A 25,424-nucleotide genomic window follows, 5' to 3' on the forward strand; every position below is an offset into this window, starting at 1 on the left:
GAATCAGTGATAGTCCTCGACCTGTTCATAAACGGGAAAACAGCGTGTTCCGAGTTCCATTCCTTGTCGGCATCGCCCTTCTGATCGCCTTTGGCGGCGGTATTGCCGCGACGCTTGCAGCCCTTGAGGCGACATCGGGCTTTGGATCGATCCGCATCGGCTCCTGGGATGCCTTTCCCGAAGCGCAGACGATCGAGGCCGATCCTTACGCCAAATCGCACCGCGCCGACGCCGGCAAGCTGCTTTACGGAACCGCGGAAGGGCTGGCTTTTACCGCCTCCGTCGACAGCGATGGGCAACGTCTGAGCGGCGAATGCCGATACCGGCTGGCCGGCGCCGTGCCGCCTGCACGTTTCTGGACGATTTACACCGCCGACCAGCAGGGCAATGTGCTGGCGGAGGATGCGGGGCGGCCCTTCGCGCTGAATTCCCGCACGCTTTTGCGCAGCGCCGATGGCGGCATCGACATCACCATCGCCGCTGACGCCCAGACCTATAACTGGCTGTCGGTGCCGCAGGGCCAGACTTTCAGGCTGGTCATGACCCTGCTTGACACGCCCGTCGCGGGCAGTTCCGGCCTGATCGATATTTCCATGCCGCAAATCCGCAAGCTGGGGTGTGGCAATGCTTAGGGTCCTGCTCGCCATCCTCACAGGTCTCGTCGGCGCAGCTGTGCTGCATGTCATCATTCTTCTGGCGATACCGCATTTCAGCAATCGCGACGCCTATACGCGCGCGGTGGCGGAGGGAAAGCCGCATCAGTTTCATCTGCTCGAAGAGACGATGGAGAAAAAGACGCTTGGCAGCGGCGATCCCTTCATGCGGGTCGCGGTCTGCACCTTCGATATCGAGGACAAGCCGGTCAGGCTCAGCGCCATCGGGGCCGTGCCCTTCTGGTCGGTCGCGGTTTACGACAAGGCCTCGAATGAGGTTTTCAGCATGAATGACCGCACGTCCGCCGGCGGGGTGATGGATATTCTGGTGGCGGATGCGGTGCAGATCGCCGCCATCCGCAAGGCGCAGCCACCCGCGCTTTCGCAGGCCATTCTGGCGGAATCGGATCAGACGGAAGGATATGTGGTGTTGCGGACCATGGTGCCGCAGCCGAGTTTCGGCGAAGAGGCGGAACGGTTCCTGAACGAGGCGAAATGCCAGCCGACGGCGTGGAAATAACGTCGGTTGTTCTCTGCAGTCAGGATTTGAGGGCGGTTTCCGCTGCGGATTTGCCCTTGCGCGCGACTTTTCCGGTCGGCTCGGTATCGCGTTTTTCATAGCGCACGCCGGTAAACAGCACGACTTTCGCCGGGCCGATCACCGCTGCCACCGCGCCGGCGGGGCGCAGGCTTCGTCGGGCGTCGCCGATTGGAATAATCTCTGCCATGCTCATCTCCTCTTCGGGACATGATTGTCAATGTTGCCCATGGGAACCGCGCAAGCCTCGTCTTGCGTCGGGAATTTCATCACCATCACATTGCGCATAGGCCAGTCCACAGACTGGTTTTCGCACGATCCAAAAATCCAAAGCGATTCTTATAAGGGGATCGTGCGCAGATTCAGGCTTCGCATGCCATTTTTGCATCTATTCCGTCGATAAGAATAACATGGAATCCTAATACTGCCCATGAAATTACAAACAGACAGAGGTTAATGATCCGTTAACCTTAATTGCCGGACCCCAACTTATTCCGGCCGGAGCCGCACCCCTTGAAAACAAAGGCGATGCGGTAAAGTTCCACGACATTTCATCCGTCATCAAGGTTTTAAAATTTCCTTGTTGATAGAGGCGGATTCTCTCTTGCCACCCCCCATAGTTAACAGGACGTCAACGCATTTGCTCTAATTTGAGCCGATATTGTGTTTGCGTTTGTTGGGTAGTGCGTTGACCGACCGGTTTCGAGAACTTGAGAGGCCAAGAGCCGTGAGGAAGAAAGATGTGGTGCTGATGGCCACCGTGACGAATTTCGAGAATGTCTCCCATCCGTCAAAAACGGACCTTCGGCAGTTTGCCGAGCTTTTCATGCCGCTTTTCAACGCCTCCACCGACGAAGCCAAGCGGGAGGCCATTGCCGCGCTCTCCCAGCATCCGAGCGTGCCTTCGGCTGTCGCTTTCTTCATCGCCTGCCAGCCGATTTCGCTTGCAGCGCCCTTCCTCATTTCCTCCAAATGCCTCGATGACGATACGCTGATCACCATTGCCCGCACGCAAGGGGCGGCGCATGCGCGCGCCATCGTGCGCCGTGAAGACCTCTCCCCCACCGTCATTGACGCGCTTGTCGGGCTGCGTCACGCCGAAGATCTGAAGCGGCCGGATGAACAGACGACGGCTGCCGAACCGCAGACGACGGAAAGCCCTGAAGAGCCGAAAGCGGAAGAAAAGACGGACAACATCGCCGCCGCTTCCGCACTCGAAGAGGAAATGCGCCAGCGCATCAAGCAGATGGCGCATCACCTCAACCGCCCGGAAAGCGACGTTCTCGGCCTTCGCCGGTTGAGCGAGGTGCAGGAAGCGCTGCTGGTGCGTTTCGCCCGCGAGCGCAATGCCCGGCAATTCGCCGTGGCGCTGGCGGATTCTCTCTCCTCCAGCTACTGGCTGTCGGAGCGCATCATGCTCGATATATCAGGCGTACAGCTGGCAACAACGCTGACCGGCCTTGGCATGGAGTTTTCCGAGGCGGCTTTCGTGCTGCAATGTTTCTATCCGCATCTTTCCGCCGCCGAAGGCGATATGAGCCGTGCCGAAGCCCTGCTCGACCGTCTCGACATCGTGGAATGCGAAGAGCGGCTGGAAAGCTGGCGGCGGGCCGACAGCTATACGCATGGCCGCGAACGGCCGGGCCGCAGCGCACCGCCTGTGCAGAGAACCGGGACGCAAGGGTAAGCGCGGCTGGCCTCGCACCTTCACGGGTTGAAGAAGCGGGCCATTGCCGGACAATTCTAGGCCCTGGGCTGATCCACCAGCGTCAGCAGAGTCCCGATCTCATCGGTTTCAATCTCCACCACCCACAGATCGCTGTCGAAGCGTCGTTCCCTCTCAAGAAGAGCGGCGCTTTCCTCGCCATCCGCACCGGCAAGGCGCGTTTCGAAACGGCGCTCGGCGCGGACTTCCTCGTCATCGGCAAAGCTCTGCGGCGCGGGTCCATAAAGATTTTCTCGGCCATCGCGCAGGCGCTGACGAATGAAAATCGCCCCCGCCTCCTCCGCCCCCTTCTTTTCGACAGCGGCAAATCCGCCGGCGGCGAAGACGCGGCGGATGAGGGCTGAGACGAACATTTCGGATTTGAGGCGCATGGGGGTGCTTTCGATGGAAACGGTGGGGTGGGCTTCGCAATGTTGGTTTTAGGCGGGCGAAGGTGTTTGGGGCTTTACCCCCCTCTGCCCTGCCGGGCATCTCCCCCTCAAGGGGGGAGATCGATCTGTGGCAAGGTCTCGCCCATCTCAACGTTTGAGAATGGAGCCGCGAAAGAGCCTCTTGCCGATCTCCCCCCTTGAGGGGGAGATGCCCGGCAGGGCAGAGGGGGGTAAAGCCCCACGCACCTCAGCCGCTGTCAAAATCTAAAGCGCCCCGATCGACTTCAGCTTCTTCAGCACAGCCTCGCTCGGCTCACCGGTTTCCGGCAGGCGATAGTGTTTCTCAAACGCGCGGATGGCGTTGCGGGTCTGCTGGCCGGCCACGCCGTCCACCTTCACGTCCGCATAGGCGATATTGATCAGCCCCTGCTGGATCTTGGCGATCAGATCGCGGCTTGCCGGTTTGGCCGCGCTGTTGAGAGAGGCCGGTTCGGCCTTCGGGCGCGGCGCCTCCGCCTTGCGGATGGCGGCAGCCACGGGGTCGATCTCGACGCCGCCGCTGGTATCGGCAGGCCGGTCCCTGGGGATTGCGGCAACCGTCGCACCATCGATCCTGAGCGCCGCAAGCACGCGGGTCGTCGGTTCGCCGGTCTGTTCCATGCCGAGCGTTTCTTCAAAGAACATGATGGCGGCGGCGGTGCGTGGGCCCATGCGGCCATCCGCCTCGCCTTCGTAAAGCCCGCGTTTCTTCAGTTCGGCCTGAATATCGGCAACGATCTGCTGCGGCTTCTGGTTTTCAGCGACAGGTTGGGCCGGCGTTTCGGCCGCCGGCTGCTGCGCGTTTTGCGTCTCCGCCGGTCGTTCTATGCGGAAAGTGGTGACGTTGCCCTGCGTGCCGAGCGGTTCGGCCGGGCGATAACCGGCAATGCCGTTCGGGTTTTCCGCATCGCGCGTGCGCAGGAAAGGCGACGGGTGCACGCCCGGCTGATACCAGAGCGCATTGGCGGCGACAAAACCGAAGACGACCGCGAAGGCGCCGCAGCTGCCGACCAGTTTCGGATGGCGCAGGATTTCGCGCCCGATGGCCGAAACCACCAAGGAAACAATCCCGGCGCCAATCTGGGCCGTTGTTTTCTTAGGCGATTTTCGCTTTCGCGGGGCCATCGTCACCATCCTTTTTCATCATTGCGGCCATATCGCCGAGCTGCCGGATGCGCGGCGGAAATTCCACCATGCTTTCGGCTTCGGCGCTTTGGCCCTCACCCGCCATGCCCGAACCGTCGGCAGGCAGGGTGATCGTTACGACCGTTCCCTCGCCGGGCTTGCTGGCGATGGCAAAAGTGCCGCCATGCAGTGCCACAAGCCCTTTGACCAGGGACAATCCCAGACCCGTGCCCTCATAGCGACGGGTATATTCATTCTGAACCTGCATGAAAGGCTGGCCCAGGAGCTCGATCTTGTCGGAAGCGATGCCGATGCCGGTATCGCTCACCGTCAGCTTCAGCATCGCACCCTCACGCGCGGCGTCGATCGACACCACACCACCGGCATCGGTGAATTTTATGGCGTTGCCGGCAAGATTGATCAGAACCTGCCGGATGGCGCGCTGATCGGCCGAGATTTCGCCGATACCGCGCTGGATGCGGCTGGTCAAAGTCAGGCCTTTTTCCTTCGCCTGCAGGCCGAGCATGGCCTCGCAGGACGAGATGGTCTCGGCAATCGGGAAGCTTTCCATCATCAGCTCGTAACGGCCGGCTTCCAGCTTGCTCATGTCAAGCATGGTGTTGACGACAGAGAGAAGATGGGCGCCGGACTGGCGGATCAGGCCGACATATTCCCGCTGGCGGTCGTTCTCCAGCCGGCCGAAATATTCGCCGGCGAGAATATCGGAAAAACCGAGGACGGCATTGAGCGGCGTGCGCAACTCGTGGCTGACGGCGGCGAGAAAGCGCGATTTCGCATCATTGGCCGATTCCGCCTCGGCCGCCTTGCGGGCGACATCGCGGCGCAGGCGTTCCATCTCGGTGACATCGGAAAGCTGGGCGACGATACGGCGCAGCCGGCCGCTGGCGCTGCGGATCGCCGTCATCTCGATACGCGCATGCATGAACTGCGCCTGACGCGATTTCGCACCGGTCTCGAAGCGTAGTTCGGCGGTTGCCCTGTCCTCGCCCTGCCGCAGCAGGTCGAAAGCCTGCATCAGTTCGATACGGTCCGAGACATAGACATATTCAACGAGGGAATGACCCTTGCTGGCCTGCAAATCGGCGGGGAAGGTCGCAAAATCGCGGCCGGAGACGTGTTCGACGAAGCCGGTTTCACCGATCAAGAGCACAAGGCCCGGCACCTGCGAAGCGGCGATCAGGTCGTTATCGCCAGACGCGGCGGAAAAGGAGGAAGCACCGCGCGCGGGACGCGAAAAGGCAATCAGCAATGCTGCGGCGGCCAGAAACAGCGCCAGCACCAGGGCAGCGCCGATGGGCAGCGCAATGGCGGGGCTGAAGACGAGGCTGAAGAGGGCTGGTACCACCAGAAGTCCGACCGTGCTGAAGGCGATCAGCCGGCGCAGGCGCGCAACGGTTCCGGCGCGCCTTTCGGCGTCCTCTTCCATGCGCGCAAGCCATCTGCCTGCGGCATGGTCGACCAATGCGACCGCTTTTTCTCTCATATTACGCAATACCAACACCGAATCCCTGAGGCGGTTCTAACGGCTCCGACAATAGAAGGCGGCGGCTTAAGGAATGGATAAAAAGAATGGCCTCAAAGGCCCCTCAAATGCCCCGCAGTCCCATTACGGGGCATTTCTTGGAAGCTTTGCCAATCATGGTTAATGACGGGTAAGCGACGGATTTCGCTTCATTTTTGCCATCGCGTTAACTTTTGTGGCAAAGCTTTGCGCCGCTTTGCCCCGGAACGCGCGGCCTCTGTCGCAATTATGCTTAACATGGACTGTTAAAATGCGAATGAATTGATGCCAGGCGTCCCGATGCGAGGAGAATAGATACAATTTGAATTAAATTGCGTCGCTTTTTGCAATCGGCTGTTCGCCGGTCGCGTGTAGCTTCTTCACAAGCCCGAAAAACGGGACAAAGGCCGATGACCCGAAACCGGGCGGGGCTTTAGAAAACAAAGATCGTCTGGCAGGGTAGTCTGACAATGTGGTTTCTGATCAAGGGAACATTCTGGTTTTCGCTGGTGCTGGTGGCGCTGTCCTATTTCGGCAGCAGCAATGATCCGGCCAAGGAACCTTCGGCCTTCGATATTCCCAGCGCCGTTTCGGCCGCCGGTGAAGCCTATCGTTATGTCAGCGCCATCTGCATCGAGAAGCCCGATGTCTGCGTCAAGGGCGCCGAAACCTTCCACGCGCTCGGTGAGCGGGCAAAGGAAGGCGCAAAGGTGGCCTATGAGCTGCTGGACAAGCAGCTTGCTTCCGGTGACAAGCCCGCCCCCGCCGCTGAACTCGCGGCCGAGACCGAAAAACTGGCCGAAGCCCCGGTCGTCAGCGTCGAATTTCCGAAGGATGCCGACATGCTGAAGACCGGCACCGTCATTCCCCTGCCGCAGAAGCGCCCGGCCCCCTGATCTATGCCGGCCACCGCGCCGCACTTTTTTGCGAGCGGAGATTTCCGCCCGCCGACTGCCTGCCAAACTTGCCCACGGAAACCTGTTTTCCGTGGGCTTTTTCGTGGCCCATGGTTCAAAACCGGCCGGACTTCGCCTATATCCTAACAGAGACCTGCAATAACGGATGATACGGCGCGCAAATGGCCTCTCTCGAAACGATCCTTGACGACTTTGCCTTCCTCGACGACTGGGAGGATCGTTATCGTTATGTCATCGAACTCGGCAAGGCGCTTCCCGATCTGCCGGAAGACAAGCGCACGGCCGAGAACAAGGTGCATGGCTGCGCAAGCCAGGTCTGGCTCGTCAGCCACAGCAACGGTGCGGAAGACCCTCTCCTGACCTTCGAAGGCGATTCGGATGCGCATATCGTGCGCGGCCTCGTCGCCATCGTGCTCGCCGTCTATTCCGGCAAGAGAGCCTCCGAAATCGCCGGTCTCGACGCCATCGAGGTGTTCGACAGGATCGGGCTGGTGGAGCATCTGTCTTCGCAGCGCGCCAACGGCCTGCGCTCCATGATCAAGCGCATCCGCGAGGAAGCCCGGCTGCTGGCCGCCTGACGTTCACCTCGTCATCGGCGGGCGATAATCTGCATCGCCCCAATGGTGTTCCTTCCTGCCGGCGCGGGCCGCAGGCGGCGCATAATGGCGGGCAAGCGCCAGCAGTGCGGCGCGCAGCAGCAGTTTTGCCGACCGCGCCGGCCATTGCCTTTCGCGCTCCACCGTCTCCAGCCCCTTTTCGAAGCAGCAGATATCGATGGCGACGCCCGCCAGTTCAGGCCCCATCGCATCGGCGGCGCGGGAAAACCGCGTTCTTGCGGCCATTGCCGCCTCGGTGAGATCGAGCGCGCCTCCCGCCCCGCCTTTTGTGCGGTTCGCTATTCTCGGCTCCCATGTCGCCGTTACCTTCGGGTTGAGATGGCCGCGATGAAAATCGGCGGCGAGACGTTCGCCCGCCTCCAGAGCATCCGCCGGGAAAAACGCCGCACCGTCCCGTTCCTTCAGCCTTGCAAGACTGGTCAGGGGGGAGGTGTTGAGATTGCGCCGGGCCTGCTGCTTCGCATCGCCGACGTCCACAATAACCGTCTGCATATGCCGGTGCTGTTCCTGAAAAACCTCGTCCCGGTCTTTTGCCATTGCGCGTTTCAGGCAGGAGGCGAGCGGCGGTGCGGCGGAAAGGGTGTTGTCCCGCTGCTCGACCAGCCCGGAGGAAATGGCAAACCGCACCGTCGCGGCCGGAAACCGCAGCGCCGTGTGGCCTGCCCGCGCCCGGCGCAGGACGATATCGCCGCCCTCCTGCGACATCTCGGCCGCGCCCGCAGCGATGCAACGCAGCAGCCGCAGGAGATGAGGGTTCGGGGAGGCAACCGGGGTGCTTTTTTCCTCACTCATCCCGGGCGCCTTTCATCGCGTTGAAGATACTGCCGGTGAGCCGCTCCAGCGCGGCGACGAACTCATCGAATGCCGGTTCGTCACGCCGGTCCTCCACCACCTGGCAGGCATGGCCCACCGTCGTCCTGTCCCGGCCGAAACACGGCCCGATATCCGACATGGGAATGCCGAGCTGCACATGGCACACATACATGGCGATCTGGCGGATGTGGCATTCCGTGCGCCGGCTGTCGCGGCGCACCAGCGTTCGGTCGCCCGTCAATTGCACCATCTCGCCGGTGAGCTGCCGTACCAGACGGCAAAGACGGGAAATCTCATCCCGCCCGGCCGCAGACGGCCAATGACGAAAGGGACGATCACCGACCCGCGCACAAGGCCGCGCGGCGGCAGGCAGAAACATAGTATCCGACGGCATATGCAACTCCTCTACGAATAGGAATTAATTCATACACCCGAGAGCACGCATGGGGAAGCGCAAATTTGGCAAGGAAGACTATGCGATTGATACAGCTTTATTTTTGCAGAGTTGATATGCGCGATAAAGGATTTTTTTCCTCAATGACAATTTTGCGCGGCATTAAAAAGTCGGTCAGGGAACGGTTCCCTGGTCTGGTGCGATGCAGGTCTCGATCGCGAAAGACCCCTCTCACGGCGCAGGCGCGCCAAAGCTGGATGCCGGATATGGGCCGGCAGGATGGAGGTGAGATTTTCGAACCCCAGAAACGAAATCGGCCGGTCAAAGGACCGGCCGTATTGCCTTGCGACTTCCGGCTATCTGTCAGGACAGCAGCCGGACCGTCTTTAAAATCAACGGCTGGCCTTGCGGCGCTGACCGAGACCCATTTCCTTGGCGAGCCGCGAGCGGGCTTCGGCATAGGCGGGCGCAACCATCGGATAGTCGACCGGCAGGTCCCATTTTTCGCGATATTCTTCCGGCGTCATGCTGTGATGCGTCGTGAGATGCCGCTTGAGCGACTTGAAAGAGCCGCCACATTCCAAACAGACGATGTGGTCATCCTGAACCGACTTGCGGACGGAGACGGCAGGCTTCTGCTTTTCGACATTGACCGCCACCGATGCCGGTGCCGATGTTCCGCTGAGTGCCGTGTGAACATCCGAAATAAGGCCGGGAAGCTCAGTTACCGGAACGACGTGGTTGCTAACATAGGCAGCCACAATATCCGCAGTCAGTTCGACCAGCAGATCCTGGGCGTTACCGTATGCAGTTTCCGTCATTTAAGTATCTCCTGTTTATTAATCCCCTGAAGCGGGCGAACGCCGCATCGAGCGATGTGAAGTTACCCGGTGCCCCACCTTCGCCTTGTTGAAACCAACATGAAACCTACCCCTAGATTTCGAGCGAAAACCGGAAACGAATTGGTCCGAGATTCAACTTATGGCCCGCGACATGGGCAGCAATGGTCCGATGGGCCATAGATTAGACATTAATAAAATGCCTATGCCGACTATGAAGAGGCTAGATGCAAATCGCGATTAGCAACTTTACACTTAATTTGGATAACAGCAAAACAGCAAAAGTCAAATTCCTATTGTGAATTTTTCAGTTCAAAACAGTCTAATCGGAATACAAAAAATTACGGGTAATAAAATACTATGCCAAGTAGCAATTGAAAATGAATACCCCCAATTATTGGGGGGATTTTCAACTTCAAATTTTCTTGATGTCATCAACTACCGATTTAACGGCAAGCGGATAACCTGCCTTGTGAGCGGCCATGGCAAGAAGATGTGCCGAGACCGGCGCGGTAAGGACGAAGAAGAAGAAACCGGCGAGCGCCCGCGCCAGCGTCGATATTTCCATGGAATGGATGCCGACAGCCAGAAGCAGCAGGCCGGACCCTACCGTTCCTGCCTTGGAAGCCGCATGCATGCGGGTATAGACATCCGGCAGCCGATTGAGGCCGATTGCCGCGATCAGCGAGAAAATGGCGCCTGAGACCAACAGCGCCGCAACGAGAATAGCCACGATCCAAGCCATCATCGCCTGCCTTTTCCTTTTCTGTTGGCGACACCTTTTTCCATATTTTTTTCAATGGCTTCAGATGCCCTTTCGCCATCGAGAACCTCCGCCGGCCGGGGCCGGCCGTCCGGGCCGCGCGACAGCACGAAGCGGGCGAAGGCAACCGTTGCCAGAAAACCGACCAGCCCGAGCGCAATCGCAATATCGACGTAAAGATTGAAGCCGGTGCGGATGGCGATGACTGCGATAAAGCCGATGGCAATGCCCACCAGCATGTCGAGCGCAACGATACGGTCCGGCAAGGTGGGGCCGACGACGACACGATATACTGTCAGCAAAAAGGCGGCCGACAGAACAACCGATGCAAGTATAGTTGCAAATGAAACTATTTGTTCCGGCGTCATATCTGAAACGCCTCCATGATCTTTCTTTCAAAGCCGTTGCGGATGTCGTTTTTCGTGGCTTCGATATCGCTGCAATCGATCGCGTGCACGTAAAGCGTTTTCCTGTCCGCCGAAACATCGACCGAAAGCGTGCCCGGCGTGAGCGTGATGAGATTGGCGAGCAGCGTGATCTCGAAATCCGTCGTCACCGTCAGCGGATAGGCGAAAATGCCGGGCTGCACGTCGAGCTTCGGCCGGGTCACCAGCACGGCGACCTTCCATGCCGAGAGCGCCAGCTCCTTGAAGAACAGCAGCACCAGCGACAGCACGCGCACAAGCCTGAGCCAGTGGTTACGCCCGCCCGGAAGCTGGTGGCGGATGATGCCGAGCGCCAGCGTCGAAACGACAAGGGCGAAAATGATGTTCGCGAGCGTGACGCTGCCCGTCACGGCGAGCCATACGGCAACGAAAAGCAATTGTACGAGATAGAGGCTCATGGTTTGCCCCCTTCGGTAAAGACCGACTGGATATAGGCCTGCGGATTACCGAGGCCTGCGGCCGCCTGCTGGCTGAGATTGAGCAGGCTTTCCGGAAACAGGCCGAAGAATACCACCAGCAACGTCAGCCCCACCAGCGGCGCGAAAGACGGCGCTGCCGGGGACGACGCCTGCGGCATGGAGGGCTGACCGGGGGATGCCGCAACGGGACGCCAGAAACACAAAAGGAAAATCCGCCCGAAAGCGATGGTGGCGATGAAGCCGGAGGCGAGGATGGCGCCGGCGAGCCACCAGGCGCCGATATCGATCGCCGACTTGACCAGAACCGCCTTCGGCCAGAAGCCGGAAAAAGGCGGCAGACCGGAGCCGGCGAAAAACAGCGCCAGCGCCAGCGCCGAAAACCACGGAGCCTGCTGATAAAGGCCTCTGAGTGAGGTGAGGCTGAAACCGCCGCCAAGGCGGGCCGCATGGCCGGCGGCGAGATAAAGCGCCGTCATCAGGACCATGGAATGCAGCGCGTAAAAAATGGCGCCGGTGACACCGGAAGGCGTGCCGATGGCGATGCCGGCCATCATGTAGCCGATACCCGATATGACGATGTAGCCGAGCATGCGGCGGATATCGTTCTGGGCGAGCGCGCCCATGGCCCCGAGCACCATGGTCGAGGCCGCCGAGATGGCGATAACGATGCTGAGTTCTTCCCGCTCGACCGGAAACAGCATGACCATGACGCGCAGCAGCGAATAGATGCCGACCTTGGTGAGCAAGCCGCCGAACAGGGCGGAAACGACGATGCGCGGCGTGTGATAGGAAGCGGGCAGCCAGAAGTTCACCGGAAAGGCCGCCGCCTTCATGGCGAAGGCGAGCGCGAACAGGCTCGCAAGCGTCATCAGCGGTGCCGAGCCGCGCAGCCCGGTCGCCTTCTGCGCGATATCGGCCATGTTGAGCGTGCCGAAGATGGCGTAGAGATACCCGACCGTTATCAGGAACAGCGTCGTGCCGATGAGGTTCAGAATGGCGTATTTCAGCGCGCCGTCGATCTGCTCGCGCGTCGAGCCAAGCACGATCAGGCCGAAGGACGAGATCAGCAGCACCTCGAACCAGACATAGAGGTTGAAGATGTCGCCGGTCAGGAAAGCGCCGGTGACACCGGCCATCAAGAGCATCAGGAAGGGATAAAAACCGTATCGCCTGCCGCTGGCGTCGATATCCGCGCCGGCATGGATGGCGCCCGCAAGTGCGACGATGGCGGCGGCAAGCGACAGCAGCGCGCCCGTCAGATCGGCGGTAAAGGCAATGCCGAAGGGCGGCAGCCAGCGGCCCATGACCATGGTGAAGGGGCCATGAGTGGCGACCTTCCACAAAAGCGCGGCATCGAGCAGCACCAGCAGGAACAGCGCCGCGATGGCGACGGTCGCGTGGTGGCGGATGGCGTGGCGCATCATCATCAGCACCGCGCCTGCGCCAATGCAGAGCGCGATGGGGAGAATGATCAGCCAGTCGGTGAGTGGCACGGGCGTCGTGACGAGCGCTGCGGAAAGATCGGTGACTGCGGATGTGGTGGAGGATGCCATGTGTCTCAGCCTCGCCGCTCAATAACCGAGCGGCGGCAAGGGCTCGCCTGCGGGTTCTGCGGTGCGCATTTCGTCCGTGTCGTCGGTCTGCAGTTCCTGAAACGCACGCCAGGTCAGCACCAGAAGGAAACAGAAGAAAGAAAAGGAAATGACGATTGCCGTGAGGATGAGCGCCTGCGGCAGCGGATTGGCCGCACCCGCGGGCAGCGTATCCATGCCGGGCGGAATGATCGGCGGCACTTCGCGCGTCAGCCTTCCCGCCGTGAATAGCAGAAGGTTCACCGCATTGCCGAGAATGGCGATACCGAGCAGCATGCGGATGCTGTGGCGCGACAGCATAAGATAGATCGCCACCGAAAAGAAGATGCCGACGAGAATGGAGAAGACCGCTTCCATCAGTCGCTTTCCCTTTCTTCCAGCGCCAGCGCAATGGAGGTGATGGCGCCGACCACGACGAGATAGACACCGATATCGAAGGACATGACGGTGGAGAGCGGTATTTCGACACCGAACAGGTTCGGATAGACCCACAGCCCGGTCATGAAGGGCACGCCGGCGGCCATGGAAACGAGGCCGGAAAGCATGGACAGCAACAGCCCCGCCCCGGCAATGGCGAGCGGATGAAACATGATGGCGCGTCTGACTGCGGCAACGCCATAAGCGATGCCATAGATCGCCAGCGCCGAGACCGCGATCAGGCCGCCGATGAAACCGCCGCCCGGCTCGTTATGGCCGCGCAGCAGCACGAAGATGGAAAACAGCACCATGAGGCTGGTGACGACAGGGGCGACGGTGCGCAGAATGAGCGTGTTCATGCCCGCGCTCCTTTCTTCTTCGCGGTTTTGGCCGATCCCTTGACGGCAGCAGCCGGGCGGATGCGGATCAGCGCGAGAATGGCGAGACCCGTTATCATCACCACCGCGATTTCACCGAGCGTATCCGTGCCGCGGAAGTCGACGATGATGACGTTGACCACATTGGCGCCGTGGGCGATGACCTTGGAATAGGTGTTGTAGAAGTCCGTCAGGCGGTTGTCGAAGCTCGCCTCGGTCGCGCGCATCAGGAACAAAGCGAAGCCGGTTCCGCAGGCGATGGCGATGGTGCTGTCCAGCAGCTTCTGGCCAAGGCCGCGATGGTCTGACGGCGACAGGCGAAGCCGCGTCATCACCAGCGTCAGAATGACCACCGACAGCGTCTCGACCATGAATTGCGTGAAGGACAGATCCGGCGCGCCGAAGAGCAGGAAGATGACCGCCACGGCAAAGCCCTGAATGCCGAGCGCGATGATGGCGGTGAGCCGGCTCGACGCCGTCAGCACTGCAATGAGCCCCGCCACGGCAATGGCGATGAAAGTCAGCTCATGGATGGGCATATCGCGCGGCCAGGACGGCATGGACGGCAATTCGCCATAAAGGAACAACGGCACAAGTAGCACGGCTGCGATGACGGCGAAGGTGGCGGTGACGTAAAATTCCAGCCTGCCCGGCTGAATGAGCCGGGTGATGTGGAACGAGACTTTCACCATCATGTCGATGAAGACGTCAAAGCCCCTGTCCGGCCCTGCCCCCAGCGCCTTGAAGGTGCGGTCGATCAGTCTACGGACGGCGGAAAGCTGCGTATAAAGGACGATGCCGAGCGCGATGGTGAACAGCGACAGGCCGAGCGGCACGCCGATATGGGGAATGATCGAGATTTCCACCGGGCGCGCCTCACCGGCAATGGCGCTTGCCATCGGGGTGGAGATGTAGAAATGCGCGATGCCGGAAAAGAGCGCAATCGTCAGCCCCTTCAGCGCCAGAAGGGCCGGGCCGAGCCAGAGCAGCAGCGGGCCTTCATGCGCGTGTTTCGGGGTCTTCACCGGCTTGCCGAGGAAGGGTTTCAGCGCCACCGCAAAGGCAACGGCGAACATCAGCCCGTTGCCGAGGATGGCGATGCCGGTGAACAGCACGGCGCGCGGATTGCCATGCGCCAGCGCGTAATAAATCTCTTCCTTGGCAAGAAAACCGAAGAAAGGCGGCAGGCCGGCCATGGAAATCGCAGCCGCCAGCGCCGCCGCAAAAGTGATCGGCATGGCTTTTCGCAGGCCGCCGAGCTTCGTCACGTCGCGGGTGCCGGTCTCGTGGTCGATAATGCCAGCGACCATGAAGAGCGCGCCCTTGAACAGCGAATGCGCCACCAGATAAAGCACCGCCGCCTCGATGGCATGGTCGGAGCCGAAACCCGTCAGCATGACCAGCAGGCCGAGCGACGACACCGTCGTATAGGCGAGCATCAGCTTGAGATCGGTCTGGCGCACCGCCAGCAGCGCGCCGGTGAGCATGGTCAGCCCACCGAAGAAGGGCAGCAGGATCTGCCAGGCGGCGGTATCGCCGAGAACCGGGTTGAGGCGCATCAGCAGATAGACGCCGGCCTTCACCATGGTTGCCGAATGCAGATAGGCGGAGACCGGCGTTGGCGCTTCCATGGCGTTGGGCAGCCAGAAATGGAAGGGAAACTGCGCCGATTTGGTGAAAGCGCCGCCGAGAACCAGAAGCAGCGCGGCCAGATAAAACGGGCTGTCGCGCAAGACATCGCCGCCGCGCACCAGCATCGACAGTTGCGTCATGCCGCTGATATCCCAGATGAAAATCAGCCCGGCGAGCAGCAGCAGACCGCCGCCACCCGTCACCACCAGCGCCTGCAGCGCGGCGCGGCGCGAGGCGGCGCGCTCATGGTCGAAGCCGATCAGCAGGAAGGAGGTGATGGATGTGAGTTCCCAGAAGACGAACAGCATCAGCAGGCTGTCGGAAACCACGACGCCCAGCATCGCCCCCATGAAGAGCAGCAGGAAGGACAGGAACCGGCCCTGCTGCGGATGGCCTTTCATATAACCGCCCGCATAAAGCACGATCAGCAGGCCGATGCCGGTGATCAGCAGCGCAAAAGTCAGCGACAGGCCGTCGATGAACCAAGAGAAGCTGAGATTGAAGCTCGGCACCCAGGCATAACCGCCGGTCACCACCCCGCCTGCCGCGATTTCGGGCAGCATCAGCGCGAAATGCGCAAAAGCGAGAGCAGGCGCAATCGCGAGGACCCACGCCGCATTGTGACCGAACCTTTTAACCAGGACGGGTGCGGCAAGCGCTGCCAGGAACGGCAGAAACAGCGACAGGAATGTCAACGGCGTGACATCTGATGTCATTCACATCTCCCGGGATGTCCCCCACCCCTGCGCGCCAATGAATGGCGTTCTTTAAAATCGATTTTTCCAGTTAAGGCATAGACAAAGCCATCTCAACCCAAATCGACACTCCCGACCCATAACGAACGCGTTATGAGGCGTCGCCCCTTTCAATCCGCCTCCGCGATGACTATTTGAGGCGGGAACAGAAAGGATCATTCCATGAGCGATCTGACATCCCCAAAAATCAAAAAAAGCGATGCCGAATGGCGTGAGCAGCTGACGCCGGAGCAATATCGCATCCTGCGCGAACACGGCACCGAGCGCGCCTTCACCGGGCCCTATTGGGACACATTCCAGAAAGGCCTCTATCGCTGTGCGGCCTGCGACGAGCCGCTTTTCCTCTCCGATACGAAATTCGATGCCGGCTGCGGATGGCCGAGCTATTTCGAACCGGTAAAGCCGGGCGCCGTGACGGAACATCGCGACGCGAGCTACGGCATGGTGCGCACGGAAATCCGCTGCGCCAATTGCGGCGGCCATCTCGGCCACGTCTTCCCCGACGGCCCGAAGCCCACGGGCCTGCGTTATTGCATCAACGGCCATTCGATGGTGTTCGAGCCGGTTTGATGGGCAAAACCGTGCCGCGAATTTCTTCTCCCCGCCGGGGAGAAGGTGGCCCGAAGGGTCGGATGAGGGGGCGACGTTGCCGGATTTCGGAGAGCTTGCCCCCTCATCCCGCTGCCGCGGACTTCTCCCCGGCGGGGAGAAGAGACTCGTGGCACTCGCTCGATAAAAAGGTGACTTGAGCTTCTTGGCTCAACCTAATTTCAGCTCCATACACGTCAAATCCAGCCAGCGGCCGAACTTGGTGCCGACTTCCGAAAACCGGCCGACGACCCTGAAGCCGAGGCTTTCATGCAGGCGGATGGAGGCGGTGTTTTCCGCCTCGATGGCGGCGATCAGCACATGCACGTCGTTGCCGGAGGCATGATCGATCAAGGCCTGCATCAGCTTCTTGCCGATGCCGTGGCCGCGCGCATCCTTATGCACATAGACCGAATGTTCGCGGGTGTGGCGATAACCGTCGAAAGCGCGCCAGTCGCCGTAGGAAGCATAACCTGCGACCTTGCCGTCGAGGATTGCGACGATGACCGGAAAGCCGCGTGACTTGCGGGCGGCGAACCATTCCTTGCGGTTGTCCAGATCGACCAGCACGTCGTTCCAGATCGCGGTCGTATTCAGCACCGCATCATTGTAAATCTCCATGATGCCGGAGAGATCGTCCACGGTCGCGTCGCGCAGTTGCACGCTCATTGTCGTTCACCCTTTTTCCTGCTCGCAGCGGCGGTATTTTCGGCCGCCATCTGCACGAGGATTAGGCGATGATGCGAATGGCTGTCCAGTACCCATCCCGCCATCGGGGCGCATTCTTCAGGATGCCAGCGGCACAAGGCTGAAGGAGGTGACCACGGCGAAATAATGAACGGCGGCGGCGGCGACCACGAAAGCGTGCCAGATGGCATTCTGGAAGCGCAATTTTTCCCAGACATGGAAGATGACGCCGAGCGAATAGATGACGCCGCCGGCGACGATCAGCCAGAGCGTGACGGGCGCTAAGTGCGACGACAGCGGCCCGACCACCATGACGCCGCTCCAGCCCATGGCGAGATAAAGGCCGATGGCGACCCGGTCGTAACGGCCGGGAAACAGGCATTTGAGAAGGATGCCGCACAGCGCCGCAAGCCAGATCAGCCCCAGCATGGCCGCAATCAGCGGATCGTGGATGCCGCGCATCAGAAACGGCGTATAGGTGGCGGCGATGAGGATGAAGATCGCCGAATGATCCAGCCGGCGCAGGAACCATTTTACGTTCGAGTGCGGCCAGATATTGTAGGTGAAGGACACGGAGAGACAGGCGACGAGGCCGAGACCGTAGATCCACGCGGCGGCGATCGCGCTGATCGTCCCCCAGGCGGTCGCGTAGAAAATCAGCGCCGTGGCACCGATAAGCGCAAACACGATGCCGACACCATGGACGATGCCATCGGCGACAATCTCGTGAAAATCATACTGGCGCCCGAACCGCCACAAATCGCTCATAGTCCAATCCCGTCTGCGTGCTTTCCCCAAAGCATGGAGACAATATTAGACAGGAACAAGACAGCGCCCGGTTAACGGCAATCAAATTGCGTTCGAGGCTGTTGCGAAAGGAGAGGTCCGCCCCAGAGCAATCGCGTGAGCGCGAGCGGATGCCGCTTGTTTCTTCTCCCCGCCGGGGAGAAGTCCGCGGCAGCGGGATGAGGGGGCAAGGGTAGAGATATACGGAGAGGGCGCCCCCTCATCCGGCCCTTCGGGCCACCTTCTCCCCGCCGGGGAGAAGAAAGACGTCGCGACAACCTCGCTTATTTTTAGCCGCAATCACAAAGCCGCAGCGCATTCCTGGCAAAACGGCGTATAGGGCACCGCCTTCAGCCGATCCTCCGAAATCCGCTTGCCGCATTTGACACAGGTGCCGAAGGTGCCGCTGGCGATACGGTCGAGGGCTGCGTCGATGGCGCGCAGCTCGTCCTGACCCACCTGCCCCAGCTCGTCCAGCACCTCGTCATTGCTGCGTTCGGTGGCGCGATCCTCGTCATCGGGATTGCGAGGCTCTTCGAAATCGGCTTCGATTTTGTGCAGGCGGCGATAAAGCTCGCGCTGGCGGTCACGCAGGATTTTCTCGTACCTTTCGACATTCATGTTTTTTTCCTCCAGCCGGTACGGGCGGAAAACCCGCCCACAACGCTAAAACGTCAGGCTTTTATCGGTCCACCAGCACCGAGCATTTGGCGTGGCGCACCACGCGGTCGGCGGTGGCGCCGATGAAATAATTGCTGAAATCCGGCGTGTGCGACGCGATGATGATGAGGTCGGCCTTGTGTTCCTCGGCGGCGGCGATGATTTCACGCGCGGGCGCGCCGCTTCTGATTTCCTGGCTGCCCTTGAAACCGGCCCTGGTCTTGATGTCCGAAAGCTTGGTCTTGGCGTCCTTGATGGCGTTTTCGATCAGGTCGACAGGCAGGTCGATCGCCATATAGCCCGGCAGTTCCTCGACAACATTGATGAGAACGATCTCGCCATCAGGATCCAGAAGCGCCTTGGCCTTTTCGAGAATCTTTTCCCCTTTGTCGGTGGCGCTGAGGTCTACCGGTACGATGATCTTCTTGTACATGGCTGTCTCCTTTGGCTTGATCCGCCGTTTAGCGTGTCGGGCTAGGCTTATATTTCCCCTTTGGCACGGCCTTCACCTTGATCGAAGTCAAAAGCCGGAGCCGGGCCGGAACGGGGCATTGTCAACGAATAGTGGACGGTCAATCGCCAGACGACGATCTTTGCTGAACGACGAAACCAGCCCATATTCGCCTTCGACAAACGCCGCGAAGCGGCGTCGGCCGATGGTTTCGGCGACCGATCCGCCCCAGGGCGCTTCGGATTCAATATGGAGATCATGATGAGTGAAATCAAACAATTCGCCCTGACGCGGCCGGCCTATGTCGGCCAGGCGCACCTCGTCGTTCACGATCTGCCGCGCGTTTCGGATTTCTACCAGAAGATCATCGGCCTTTCCGTTCTTGAAAAGAACCCGAGCGGTGAAGTGCTGGGTGTCGGCGGCCAGCCGCTGCTTACACTTTCCACCTCCGGCACGGCGGAACGCGCGCCGCGCAACGCCGCAGGCCTGTTCCACACCGCCTTCCTGATGCCGAGCCGGAACGATCTGGCCCATTGGCTGACGCATGCCGCCCATAACAATGTCCAGCTTCAGGGCGCGTCCGACCATCTGGTCAGCGAGGCGATCTATCTTGCCGACCCGGAAGGCAACGGCATCGAAGTCTATCGCGACCGTTCGCCGGATGAATGGACCTACCAGCAGGACGGCACGGTGGAGATGGCCACCCTTAGCCTCAACCTTCAGGCGCTTTACGACAGCGCGCCGAAGACGGCCTTTACCGGGGCGGCGGAAGGAACAGCCATCGGCCATATCCATCTGCAGGTGGGCAATATTCCGCAGGCGGATGAATTTTATCAGGATGTGCTGGGGCTGAAGATCATGGCGCGTTATCCCGGCGCGAGCTTCTTCGGTTCCGGGGCCTATCACCACCACGTCGCCGCCAATATCTGGAACAGCCGGGGTGCTGCGGCCCGCAAGGACAATATGACCGGCCTTTCCGGCTATTCGCTGACCTTCAACGAGCCGGCCGCGCTTGAGACGGCGATTGCCGCGCTCGACCGGCTGGAAATCGCCACAGAGCGGCAAAGTGACGGCATTGTCCTCAAAGATCCGTGGGGCATCGGCCTAAAGCTTTCCGCCTAAACGCAAAAAAGGGGCGGCGGAAATTTTTGCCGCCCCGGAACCGCCACATTTTTCGAACGTTTGTCACCTTATTGGGGGACCGTTCGATGAATGAAAATGCCAGGCCGGACAAGACCGGCAGCTTGGTCAACACCGCGGCAACCGCTGCGGCAACAAGAGCGGACCCGCTGGAAGTGCCAGCTTCCGGCTCACGGCGCGACGATGCGCGCAGCCAGCAGCCGCTTGGCCGCGAAGCGCTGGATGTGGTCGTCGCCTGGTCGGTGATCGGCATCTTCCTTATCATGCTGATGGCGGTCATCCACGAATTGTCGCTCATCCTCATTCCGGTGGTGATGGCCATCGTGGTGGGCATGATCCTCGGGATCGCCGCCGAAAAGCTCGGTTCCTACGGCATTCCCGGCTTCGGCGTCGCGCTCATTCTATCGAGCCTCGTGGCGGCGGTGATGTTCTTCGTGGTCAATTCGCTGACCGAGCCGCTCTCGCTTCTCGCTTCGGAAGGGCCGGCGCTGGTGGAGCGCAGCATCGACCGTTTCCTGCCTTATCTGCAAAGCCTCAGATGGCTGAATATTTCGGCGGCGAGCTTCAGTCTGGGCTCGATGTCGATGGAATCTCTGATTTCGCGCAGCGGTGAAATCATTTCCGTGCTCGGCTCCAACGTCACCCCGGCCGTCATTCAGGGCCTGATCTTCCTCGCCGCGCTGCTGATGTTCCTCTATAGCCGGCTGCGGCTGCGCAAGGCGATCATCATGGCCTTTCCGGCCCGCCACCAGCGGCTTCGCACCATCCGCATCATCGGTTCGGTGGAAGAGGTGCTCGGCACCTATTTCGCCACGGCGGCGCTGATCTATGCCGGGCTGGGCGTGACGATGGTGGTCATCGCCTATTTCGGCGGACTGGCCATGCCGCTTCTGTGGGGGCTGTTCGCCTTCCTCTCCAGCTTCGTGCCGTTTCTCGGCATCACCGCCATGACGATTTCGCTGACGGTGGCGGGCATCATCACCCATGACAACATCATTCTGGCGCTGCTGCCGGCGGCGATCTTCTTCACCATTCACCTGTTGATGGAAAACCTCGCCTTTCCGGCGGTGGTGGGCCGCAACATGGAGATAAACCCCTTCCTCGTCTTCGTGATGATCATCTTCTGGACGTGGATGTGGGGCGCGGCCGGGGCCATGCTGGCGCTGCCGCTGTCGCTGATCGTCATGACGGTGACGCGGGAACTCTTCCCCTCACGCCGGGTGGTGCCGAAACTGCCGGATTGACCGGCGGCTTTCCGGCTGGAAATGCGAACCACTCCGGTTTGAGCTGTAAGGAGATTGTCCTTTGACGGGGGCGTGTGGCGTTTACCCCCCTCTGCCCTGCCGGGCATCTCCCCCTCAAGGGGGGAGATCGATCTGCCGCGAGCTTTCGCCCATCTCAACGTTGAGAATGAAATGGCGGTAGCGCGTCCTGCCGATCTCCCCCCTTGAGGGGGAGATGCCCGGCAGGGCAGAGGGGGGTAAGCCCCACGCGCCAGCAGTCAGACCCTTCAGGAAGCGAGCGACATTCCCTGCGCCTGCGCGCTCGCCATACGGCGCTCATGCTCGATCAGCCATTTCTTGCGCCACAGCCCTCCGCCATAGCCGGTCAGGCTGCCATCCGCGCCCAGTACACGGTGGCACGGCACGACGATGGCGATCTGGTTCGCGCCATTGGCGCGCGCGACCGCGCGCACGGCGGATGACCTGTCCATGGCGGTTGCGAGGGAGGAATAGCTGACGATCTCACCCGCCGGTATTTCCCGCAGGTTGCGCCAGACATCGCGCTCGAAGGGTGTGCCGTGGCCGGCGAGCCGCGTTTCGAAGGCGGCCGAATGCCCGGCGAAATAGGCCTTGAGTTCCGCTTCGATCTGGCCGGTCACAGCCGTCCGGCCAAGCACCATATCCGCGCCGGTGCGCGTCTTCAGCCGCCTGAGTTCGGCTGGAAGCGCCGGTCGGTCGGCGAATTCGAGGAGATGCAGGGCATGATCGTCGGCGACGGCGAGCATCGGGCCGATCGGCGTATCGATCCAGTCGCCCTTCAAAAACCCCTTGCCTTTCATGGCGGCGGGCGAAGAGCCGAAGAACTGGTTGATGGCGGAGCGGAAGCCGCTGCCGGATTCGTAACCGGCATCGATCTGCGCGCCGATCACAGCTTCGCCCGAAGCGAGGCTTTCCGCCGCATCGCCTACCCGCCGCAATCTGGCGATTTCCAAGAAGCTCATGCCAAAACGGCGCTTGAAGGTGCGGCGCACGGTGGAAGGATCATGGCCCATCGCCACCACATCCTCCTCGCGCCAGCGCCGCGCCGGTTCGTTTTCCAGCGCCGTCAGCAGCGATGTCACGGTCTCATCGGCGGAGCCATAGGCGAGCATCGGCTTGCAGCGCTTGCAGGGACGGAAACCGGCTTCCAGACATTCGGCGATGGTCTCGCGGAACCGGCAGTTTTCGATCTTCGGCTTGCGCGCCGTGCAGGTGAAGCGGCAGAAAATCTTCGTCGACGTCACACACACATAGGCCACGCCCTCATAGGCGGGGTCCTTGTTCACAAGGGCGGAATAGAGCGTTTCGGTGTCGGGGCGTTTGAACAGCATCATGGGGAGGATGCTAGCGCAAATTTAAGCGGCACGCCGCCGAAAAACGGGCATGGATGTGGGGATGTTGTCGGCTCGTTTCGTCCGCGCCGTTTGGCCAAGCCGGTGCGGCATATTTCTTCTCCCCGCCGGGGAGAAGGTGGCGCGCAGCGACGGATGAGGGGGCGACGGCGGAGAGATGCGGAAAGCTTGCCCCCTCATCTGCCCTTCGGGCATCTTCTCCCCGGCGGGGAGAAGAAACGGGCGGCGACCTTGCGGATCAATTCCCCGGCGGTGCGAAGGACGGATCGTCCAGCCTTGTGAAAATCACGCCGCGCGCCTTCAGCGCCAGAAGGCCTTTCACCACGCCCTCGCCCGCTTCATGGGTGGGCTGGTTGATGTGGGAGATGATGACATCGCCATCCCTGGCGGAAGCGATGTGTTTCGCCGTCGCGGCCGCACCCAGCAGCGAGCCGCCATCGCCATTGACGGAATAACCGGCCACCCGCATGCCGAGCCGGTTGATGGTGGCCATGGAGGACTTGGTGTATTTGGCAGTGGCACCCCGGAACCATTGCGGCTGGAGGCCGGTGGCGGCGACGATGGCCTGACGGCCGCCCTCCACCTCCTGCTCGACCGCCGCTTCAGAGCCGGCGGCGGCGATGCCGTAGATGGAAACCGGCTTATCCACTGCCGGCACATGGTTTTCGCCATGGTTTTCGATCTCGAACAGATCCGGATGCGCCATGAGCGTGGCCAGCGCCTCACTATTGTGCTTCAGCCAGCGGGCGGTGACGAAGATCGTCGCCGGAATGCGCTCCTTCACCAGCGTATCGAGAATGCGGTGGTCGGTCTTGCCCATGCAGGCGTCCAGTGTCATCGCCACCCGCACCTTGCCGTCATGCTGCGGCGACATTTTCAGCGTCGGCTCGACAAGGCCAGTCCCCGCAAAGGCGGCGGAAGAGGCGCAGAAAAATAGGGTGGCGATGAAGAGGCGACGCAGCATTTTATGTTCCGGAGTGTGAGAGGTGGCAATCCGCCCGCAAAGCGCCCGAATTAAGGCGCGGTTTCCAGTGCCGACAGCGCTTCCAGCGCCTCTTCCACCCGCTGGCGTTCCGCGCTGGTGGGTGGCAGGATCGGCCGGGGCGGTTCGCTCACCGTGAGCGACAGGATGTTGGCAGCGGCATAAACCACGCGGATGCTGCCGAATTCCTTAAACAGCGCCCAGAGCGGCTGGAAGGCCGCATCGATCCGTTTGACCTCTTCCGCATTGGCGGCCTGAGCGGCCCGCATCAGCTGCAGGGCCGGAACCGGCAGCAAGCCGGCGACGACGCTATACCATGTGTCGCCGCCGGCAAGCGTAGCGTCGGCGCAGCCCCAGTCACCGCTATAACCGATGGCGAAATCTTGCCCCAGCTTCGGCCTCAGCCGCACAAGCTCGCCGGCATAATCGGAATCGGCCGGCAGCGGCATCTTGATGGCGCGGATATTGGGGATATAGGCAAGCCGCACCAGAAGCTCGTCGCTGAAAGCAAAGCGGGTCGTCGTCGGGTTGTTGTAGATGGCGAGCGGCAGAGCCGTCGCACCCGCCACGGCGGCGAAATGGTGATAGGCCTCTTCCTGCGTCAGCGGCGTATAGGAGACGGGTGCAAGCAGCAGCGCATCGGCGCCGGCCGCTTCCGCATCCCTGGCGAGCGCCACGGCGTCATCGGTGCGCAATGCGCCGACGCCGGCCATGAGTGTGCGCTTGCCCTTGAGGATGGCGGCGGCGGCCTCGATGGCGCGACGTCTCTCCGCGCGCGACAAATACATATAGATGCCGGTGCTGCCGAGAATGCCGACGGAATCCACCTCGGCCGCATCAAGCCGCTCGATGAGGGCGGAAAAGGCCTGCGTGTCGACCTGCCCGGCCTCGTCGGCCGGCGTGATCGGAAAAGCCGAAAGTCCCTTGAATCGTGTCGCCATGCCCATCTCCCTCGCTTTGATCGGCAAGCAGGGTTATAGAGCCGTTGACGACGCGGCAAGAAAAGCGGAGGCTAAACGCCGGTCTGAAATCGAAAAATTCCGTGCTCAGTCATAAAGATACAACTTCTTCCACTGCTCTTCGGGAATTTTATCGCCCACACGGTAATCGAAGGACTGGATGCTGAGACTGTCGCTCTTGAGCTGGCACTTGTATTTGAGCTTGTACCATTCGCCCGCGCTCCTGAAGACTGCGCCCGGCGCCTTGATGGAGTTCTTTCCCACTTCCGGATCGCCGAAAGTATAGGCGATGACCTTGTCCGGCCGCATGCCCTTCTGCTCGGTCGCTATCCTTTCCATCGCCTCGATATCGCAGCGCTGTTCCAGCCGCTCTTCGGGGGCAAGCGCGTTCAACTGCCGCATGACGCTGGCGTCGATCGCGAAGGCGGGGGTGAAGGTCTGCAAGCCAAGGAAAAAGGCAGAAAGGGCAGCGGGAAGAAGCTTTCGCATGGGATCCTGTCAGTTTTTTCGTTTGTTCTTGTGGTGGGCGGCAGGCCGGGCGGCCTGCATCCATCATCGCTGATTTGCCGGATATTGCCAAAATGTGATCGAAAGCTGACGAA

At 60.9% G+C, this 25,424-nt stretch carries 31 protein-coding genes; 8 read left to right on the forward strand and 23 right to left on the reverse strand.

Annotation, left to right across the window (positions count from 1 at the left end):
• Positions 1 to 44 precede the first annotated feature (44 nt).
• Positions 45 to 632 (forward strand): DUF1214 domain-containing protein, encoded by a 588-nt coding sequence (locus F3H58_RS11025; protein ID WP_003522305.1) that lies wholly within the window; start codon positions 45 to 47, stop codon positions 630 to 632.
• Positions 625 to 1,173 (forward strand): DUF1254 domain-containing protein, encoded by a 549-nt coding sequence (locus F3H58_RS11030; protein WP_149742219.1) that lies wholly within the window; start codon positions 625 to 627, stop codon positions 1,171 to 1,173. Before F3H58_RS11025 ends, F3H58_RS11030 begins: the two co-directional genes overlap by 8 nt.
• A gap of 19 nt (positions 1,174 to 1,192) precedes the next feature.
• On the opposite strand, the gene F3H58_RS11035 is transcribed toward F3H58_RS11030, so the two are convergent.
• A complete protein-coding gene (locus tag F3H58_RS11035; RefSeq protein WP_188128874.1) occupies positions 1,193 to 1,381 on the reverse strand; it encodes a hypothetical protein in 189 nt (62 codons plus the stop codon).
• A 561-nt stretch (positions 1,382 to 1,942) separates the two neighbouring features.
• Here F3H58_RS11035 and F3H58_RS11040 point away from each other — a divergent pair.
• Positions 1,943 to 2,878: a DUF2336 domain-containing protein gene (locus F3H58_RS11040; protein ID WP_286169449.1), complete on the forward strand. Its 936-nt coding sequence runs from the start codon at positions 1,943 to 1,945 to the stop codon at positions 2,876 to 2,878.
• A 56-nt stretch (positions 2,879 to 2,934) separates the two neighbouring features.
• On the opposite strand, the gene F3H58_RS11045 is transcribed toward F3H58_RS11040, so the two are convergent.
• From F3H58_RS11045 to F3H58_RS11055, 3 genes are all read right to left on the reverse strand, one after another.
• Positions 2,935 to 3,288, reverse strand: a complete 354-nt coding sequence (locus F3H58_RS11045) for a DUF1491 family protein (protein ID WP_065654215.1) — start codon at positions 3,286 to 3,288, stop codon at positions 2,935 to 2,937.
• 264 nt (positions 3,289 to 3,552) lie between these two features.
• Complete coding sequence (locus F3H58_RS11050; protein ID WP_162935910.1) at positions 3,553 to 4,452, reverse strand: peptidoglycan-binding domain-containing protein; 900 nt, start codon at positions 4,450 to 4,452, stop codon at positions 3,553 to 3,555.
• Positions 4,424 to 5,956, reverse strand: a complete 1,533-nt coding sequence (locus tag F3H58_RS11055) for a sensor histidine kinase (protein ID WP_149742221.1) — start codon at positions 5,954 to 5,956, stop codon at positions 4,424 to 4,426. The genes F3H58_RS11050 and F3H58_RS11055 overlap by 29 nt, the downstream gene beginning before the upstream one ends.
• A 488-nt stretch (positions 5,957 to 6,444) precedes the next feature.
• Between F3H58_RS11055 and F3H58_RS11060 the strand changes: the two genes are divergently transcribed.
• Positions 6,445 to 6,870: a DUF5330 domain-containing protein gene (locus tag F3H58_RS11060; RefSeq protein WP_003522299.1), complete on the forward strand. Its 426-nt coding sequence runs from the start codon at positions 6,445 to 6,447 to the stop codon at positions 6,868 to 6,870.
• A 182-nt stretch (positions 6,871 to 7,052) separates the two neighbouring features.
• A complete protein-coding gene (locus tag F3H58_RS11065) occupies positions 7,053 to 7,469 on the forward strand; it encodes a SufE family protein (protein ID WP_003522298.1) in 417 nt (138 codons plus the stop codon).
• A 3-nt stretch (positions 7,470 to 7,472) separates the two neighbouring features.
• Here F3H58_RS11065 and F3H58_RS11070 read toward each other — a convergent pair whose 3' ends face one another.
• The 10 genes from F3H58_RS11070 to F3H58_RS11115 all read right to left on the reverse strand — a co-directional run bounded on the left by F3H58_RS11070 (position 7,473) and on the right by F3H58_RS11115 (position 15,916).
• Positions 7,473 to 8,300 carry a DUF6456 domain-containing protein gene (locus tag F3H58_RS11070; protein ID WP_149742222.1) on the reverse strand — a complete coding sequence of 276 codons (828 nt, stop codon included), beginning with the start codon at positions 8,298 to 8,300 and terminating at the stop codon, positions 7,473 to 7,475.
• Positions 8,293 to 8,715: a helix-turn-helix domain-containing protein gene (locus F3H58_RS11075; RefSeq protein ID WP_078051571.1), complete on the reverse strand. Its 423-nt coding sequence runs from the start codon at positions 8,713 to 8,715 to the stop codon at positions 8,293 to 8,295. The genes F3H58_RS11070 and F3H58_RS11075 overlap by 8 nt, the downstream gene beginning before the upstream one ends.
• A 392-nt stretch (positions 8,716 to 9,107) precedes the next feature.
• Complete coding sequence (ros, locus tag F3H58_RS11080; protein ID WP_003509257.1) at positions 9,108 to 9,536, reverse strand: MucR family transcriptional regulator Ros; 429 nt, start codon at positions 9,534 to 9,536, stop codon at positions 9,108 to 9,110.
• A 433-nt stretch (positions 9,537 to 9,969) separates the two neighbouring features.
• Entirely contained in the window at positions 9,970 to 10,302 is a 333-nt protein-coding gene (gene mnhG, locus F3H58_RS11085) for a monovalent cation/H(+) antiporter subunit G (RefSeq protein ID WP_003522295.1), read from the reverse strand.
• Positions 10,299 to 10,685 (reverse strand): cation:proton antiporter, encoded by a 387-nt coding sequence (locus F3H58_RS11090; RefSeq protein WP_149742223.1) that lies wholly within the window; start codon positions 10,683 to 10,685, stop codon positions 10,299 to 10,301. Before F3H58_RS11090 ends, mnhG begins: the two co-directional genes overlap by 4 nt.
• Positions 10,682 to 11,161, reverse strand: coding sequence for a Na+/H+ antiporter subunit E (locus F3H58_RS11095; RefSeq protein ID WP_003522293.1), 480 nt, complete (start codon positions 11,159 to 11,161; stop codon positions 10,682 to 10,684). Before F3H58_RS11095 ends, F3H58_RS11090 begins: the two co-directional genes overlap by 4 nt.
• Complete coding sequence (locus F3H58_RS11100) at positions 11,158 to 12,735, reverse strand: Na+/H+ antiporter subunit D (protein WP_149742224.1); 1,578 nt, start codon at positions 12,733 to 12,735, stop codon at positions 11,158 to 11,160. The genes F3H58_RS11095 and F3H58_RS11100 overlap by 4 nt, the downstream gene beginning before the upstream one ends.
• A gap of 18 nt (positions 12,736 to 12,753) precedes the next feature.
• Complete coding sequence (locus F3H58_RS11105) at positions 12,754 to 13,131, reverse strand: Na+/H+ antiporter subunit C (RefSeq protein WP_003509263.1); 378 nt, start codon at positions 13,129 to 13,131, stop codon at positions 12,754 to 12,756.
• The gene (locus tag F3H58_RS11110) at positions 13,131 to 13,550 is read right to left on the reverse strand and encodes a Na(+)/H(+) antiporter subunit B (RefSeq protein ID WP_065654222.1); all 420 of its coding nucleotides are present in this window, start codon (positions 13,548 to 13,550) and stop codon (positions 13,131 to 13,133) included. Before F3H58_RS11110 ends, F3H58_RS11105 begins: the two co-directional genes overlap by 1 nt.
• Entirely contained in the window at positions 13,547 to 15,916 is a 2,370-nt protein-coding gene (locus tag F3H58_RS11115) for a putative monovalent cation/H+ antiporter subunit A (protein WP_149742225.1), read from the reverse strand. Before F3H58_RS11115 ends, F3H58_RS11110 begins: the two co-directional genes overlap by 4 nt.
• Before the next feature lie 201 nt (positions 15,917 to 16,117).
• On the opposite strand from F3H58_RS11115, the gene msrB reads away from it, so the two are divergent.
• Positions 16,118 to 16,525, forward strand: coding sequence for a peptide-methionine (R)-S-oxide reductase MsrB (gene msrB, locus F3H58_RS11120; protein ID WP_003522288.1), 408 nt, complete (start codon positions 16,118 to 16,120; stop codon positions 16,523 to 16,525).
• A 189-nt stretch (positions 16,526 to 16,714) separates the two neighbouring features.
• Here msrB and F3H58_RS11125 read toward each other — a convergent pair whose 3' ends face one another.
• The 5 genes from F3H58_RS11125 to F3H58_RS11145 all read right to left on the reverse strand — a co-directional run bounded on the left by F3H58_RS11125 (position 16,715) and on the right by F3H58_RS11145 (position 19,406).
• Positions 16,715 to 17,212, reverse strand: a complete 498-nt coding sequence (locus tag F3H58_RS11125) for a GNAT family N-acetyltransferase (RefSeq protein ID WP_149742226.1) — start codon at positions 17,210 to 17,212, stop codon at positions 16,715 to 16,717.
• 117 nt (positions 17,213 to 17,329) lie between these two features.
• The gene (gene trhA, locus F3H58_RS11130; RefSeq protein ID WP_149742227.1) at positions 17,330 to 17,998 is read right to left on the reverse strand and encodes a PAQR family membrane homeostasis protein TrhA; all 669 of its coding nucleotides are present in this window, start codon (positions 17,996 to 17,998) and stop codon (positions 17,330 to 17,332) included.
• Between the two features lie 318 nt (positions 17,999 to 18,316).
• Positions 18,317 to 18,637, reverse strand: coding sequence for a TraR/DksA family transcriptional regulator (locus tag F3H58_RS11135; protein WP_149742228.1), 321 nt, complete (start codon positions 18,635 to 18,637; stop codon positions 18,317 to 18,319).
• 61 nt (positions 18,638 to 18,698) lie between these two features.
• Positions 18,699 to 19,109: a universal stress protein gene (locus F3H58_RS11140; RefSeq protein WP_003522284.1), complete on the reverse strand. Its 411-nt coding sequence runs from the start codon at positions 19,107 to 19,109 to the stop codon at positions 18,699 to 18,701.
• A gap of 87 nt (positions 19,110 to 19,196) precedes the next feature.
• Positions 19,197 to 19,406: a hypothetical protein gene (locus tag F3H58_RS11145; RefSeq protein ID WP_286169409.1), complete on the reverse strand. Its 210-nt coding sequence runs from the start codon at positions 19,404 to 19,406 to the stop codon at positions 19,197 to 19,199.
• On the opposite strand from F3H58_RS11145, the gene F3H58_RS11150 reads away from it, so the two are divergent.
• Positions 19,389 to 20,249, forward strand: coding sequence for a VOC family protein (locus tag F3H58_RS11150; RefSeq protein WP_149742229.1), 861 nt, complete (start codon positions 19,389 to 19,391; stop codon positions 20,247 to 20,249). The genes F3H58_RS11145 and F3H58_RS11150 overlap by 18 nt on opposite strands.
• A gap of 86 nt (positions 20,250 to 20,335) precedes the next feature.
• Entirely contained in the window at positions 20,336 to 21,511 is a 1,176-nt protein-coding gene (locus F3H58_RS11155) for an AI-2E family transporter (RefSeq protein WP_149742230.1), read from the forward strand.
• Positions 21,512 to 21,777: 266 nt separating this feature from the next.
• Here F3H58_RS11155 and F3H58_RS11165 read toward each other — a convergent pair whose 3' ends face one another.
• The 4 genes from F3H58_RS11165 to F3H58_RS11180 all read right to left on the reverse strand — a co-directional run bounded on the left by F3H58_RS11165 (position 21,778) and on the right by F3H58_RS11180 (position 25,311).
• Positions 21,778 to 22,863 (reverse strand): bifunctional transcriptional activator/DNA repair enzyme AdaA, encoded by a 1,086-nt coding sequence (locus F3H58_RS11165; RefSeq protein WP_149742231.1) that lies wholly within the window; start codon positions 22,861 to 22,863, stop codon positions 21,778 to 21,780.
• A gap of 256 nt (positions 22,864 to 23,119) precedes the next feature.
• Positions 23,120 to 23,845, reverse strand: a complete 726-nt coding sequence (locus F3H58_RS11170) for a polysaccharide deacetylase family protein (RefSeq protein ID WP_149742232.1) — start codon at positions 23,843 to 23,845, stop codon at positions 23,120 to 23,122.
• Between the two features lie 50 nt (positions 23,846 to 23,895).
• Positions 23,896 to 24,804, reverse strand: coding sequence for a dihydrodipicolinate synthase family protein (locus tag F3H58_RS11175; protein WP_149742233.1), 909 nt, complete (start codon positions 24,802 to 24,804; stop codon positions 23,896 to 23,898).
• A 105-nt stretch (positions 24,805 to 24,909) separates the two neighbouring features.
• Positions 24,910 to 25,311: a DUF930 domain-containing protein gene (locus tag F3H58_RS11180; RefSeq protein WP_059753914.1), complete on the reverse strand. Its 402-nt coding sequence runs from the start codon at positions 25,309 to 25,311 to the stop codon at positions 24,910 to 24,912.
• Positions 25,312 to 25,424: the final 113 nt, after the last annotated feature.

It is taken from the genome of Rhizobium sp. NFACC06-2, from assembly GCF_900101425.1.
Lineage (GTDB): Bacteria > Pseudomonadota > Alphaproteobacteria > Rhizobiales > Rhizobiaceae > Agrobacterium > Agrobacterium leguminum.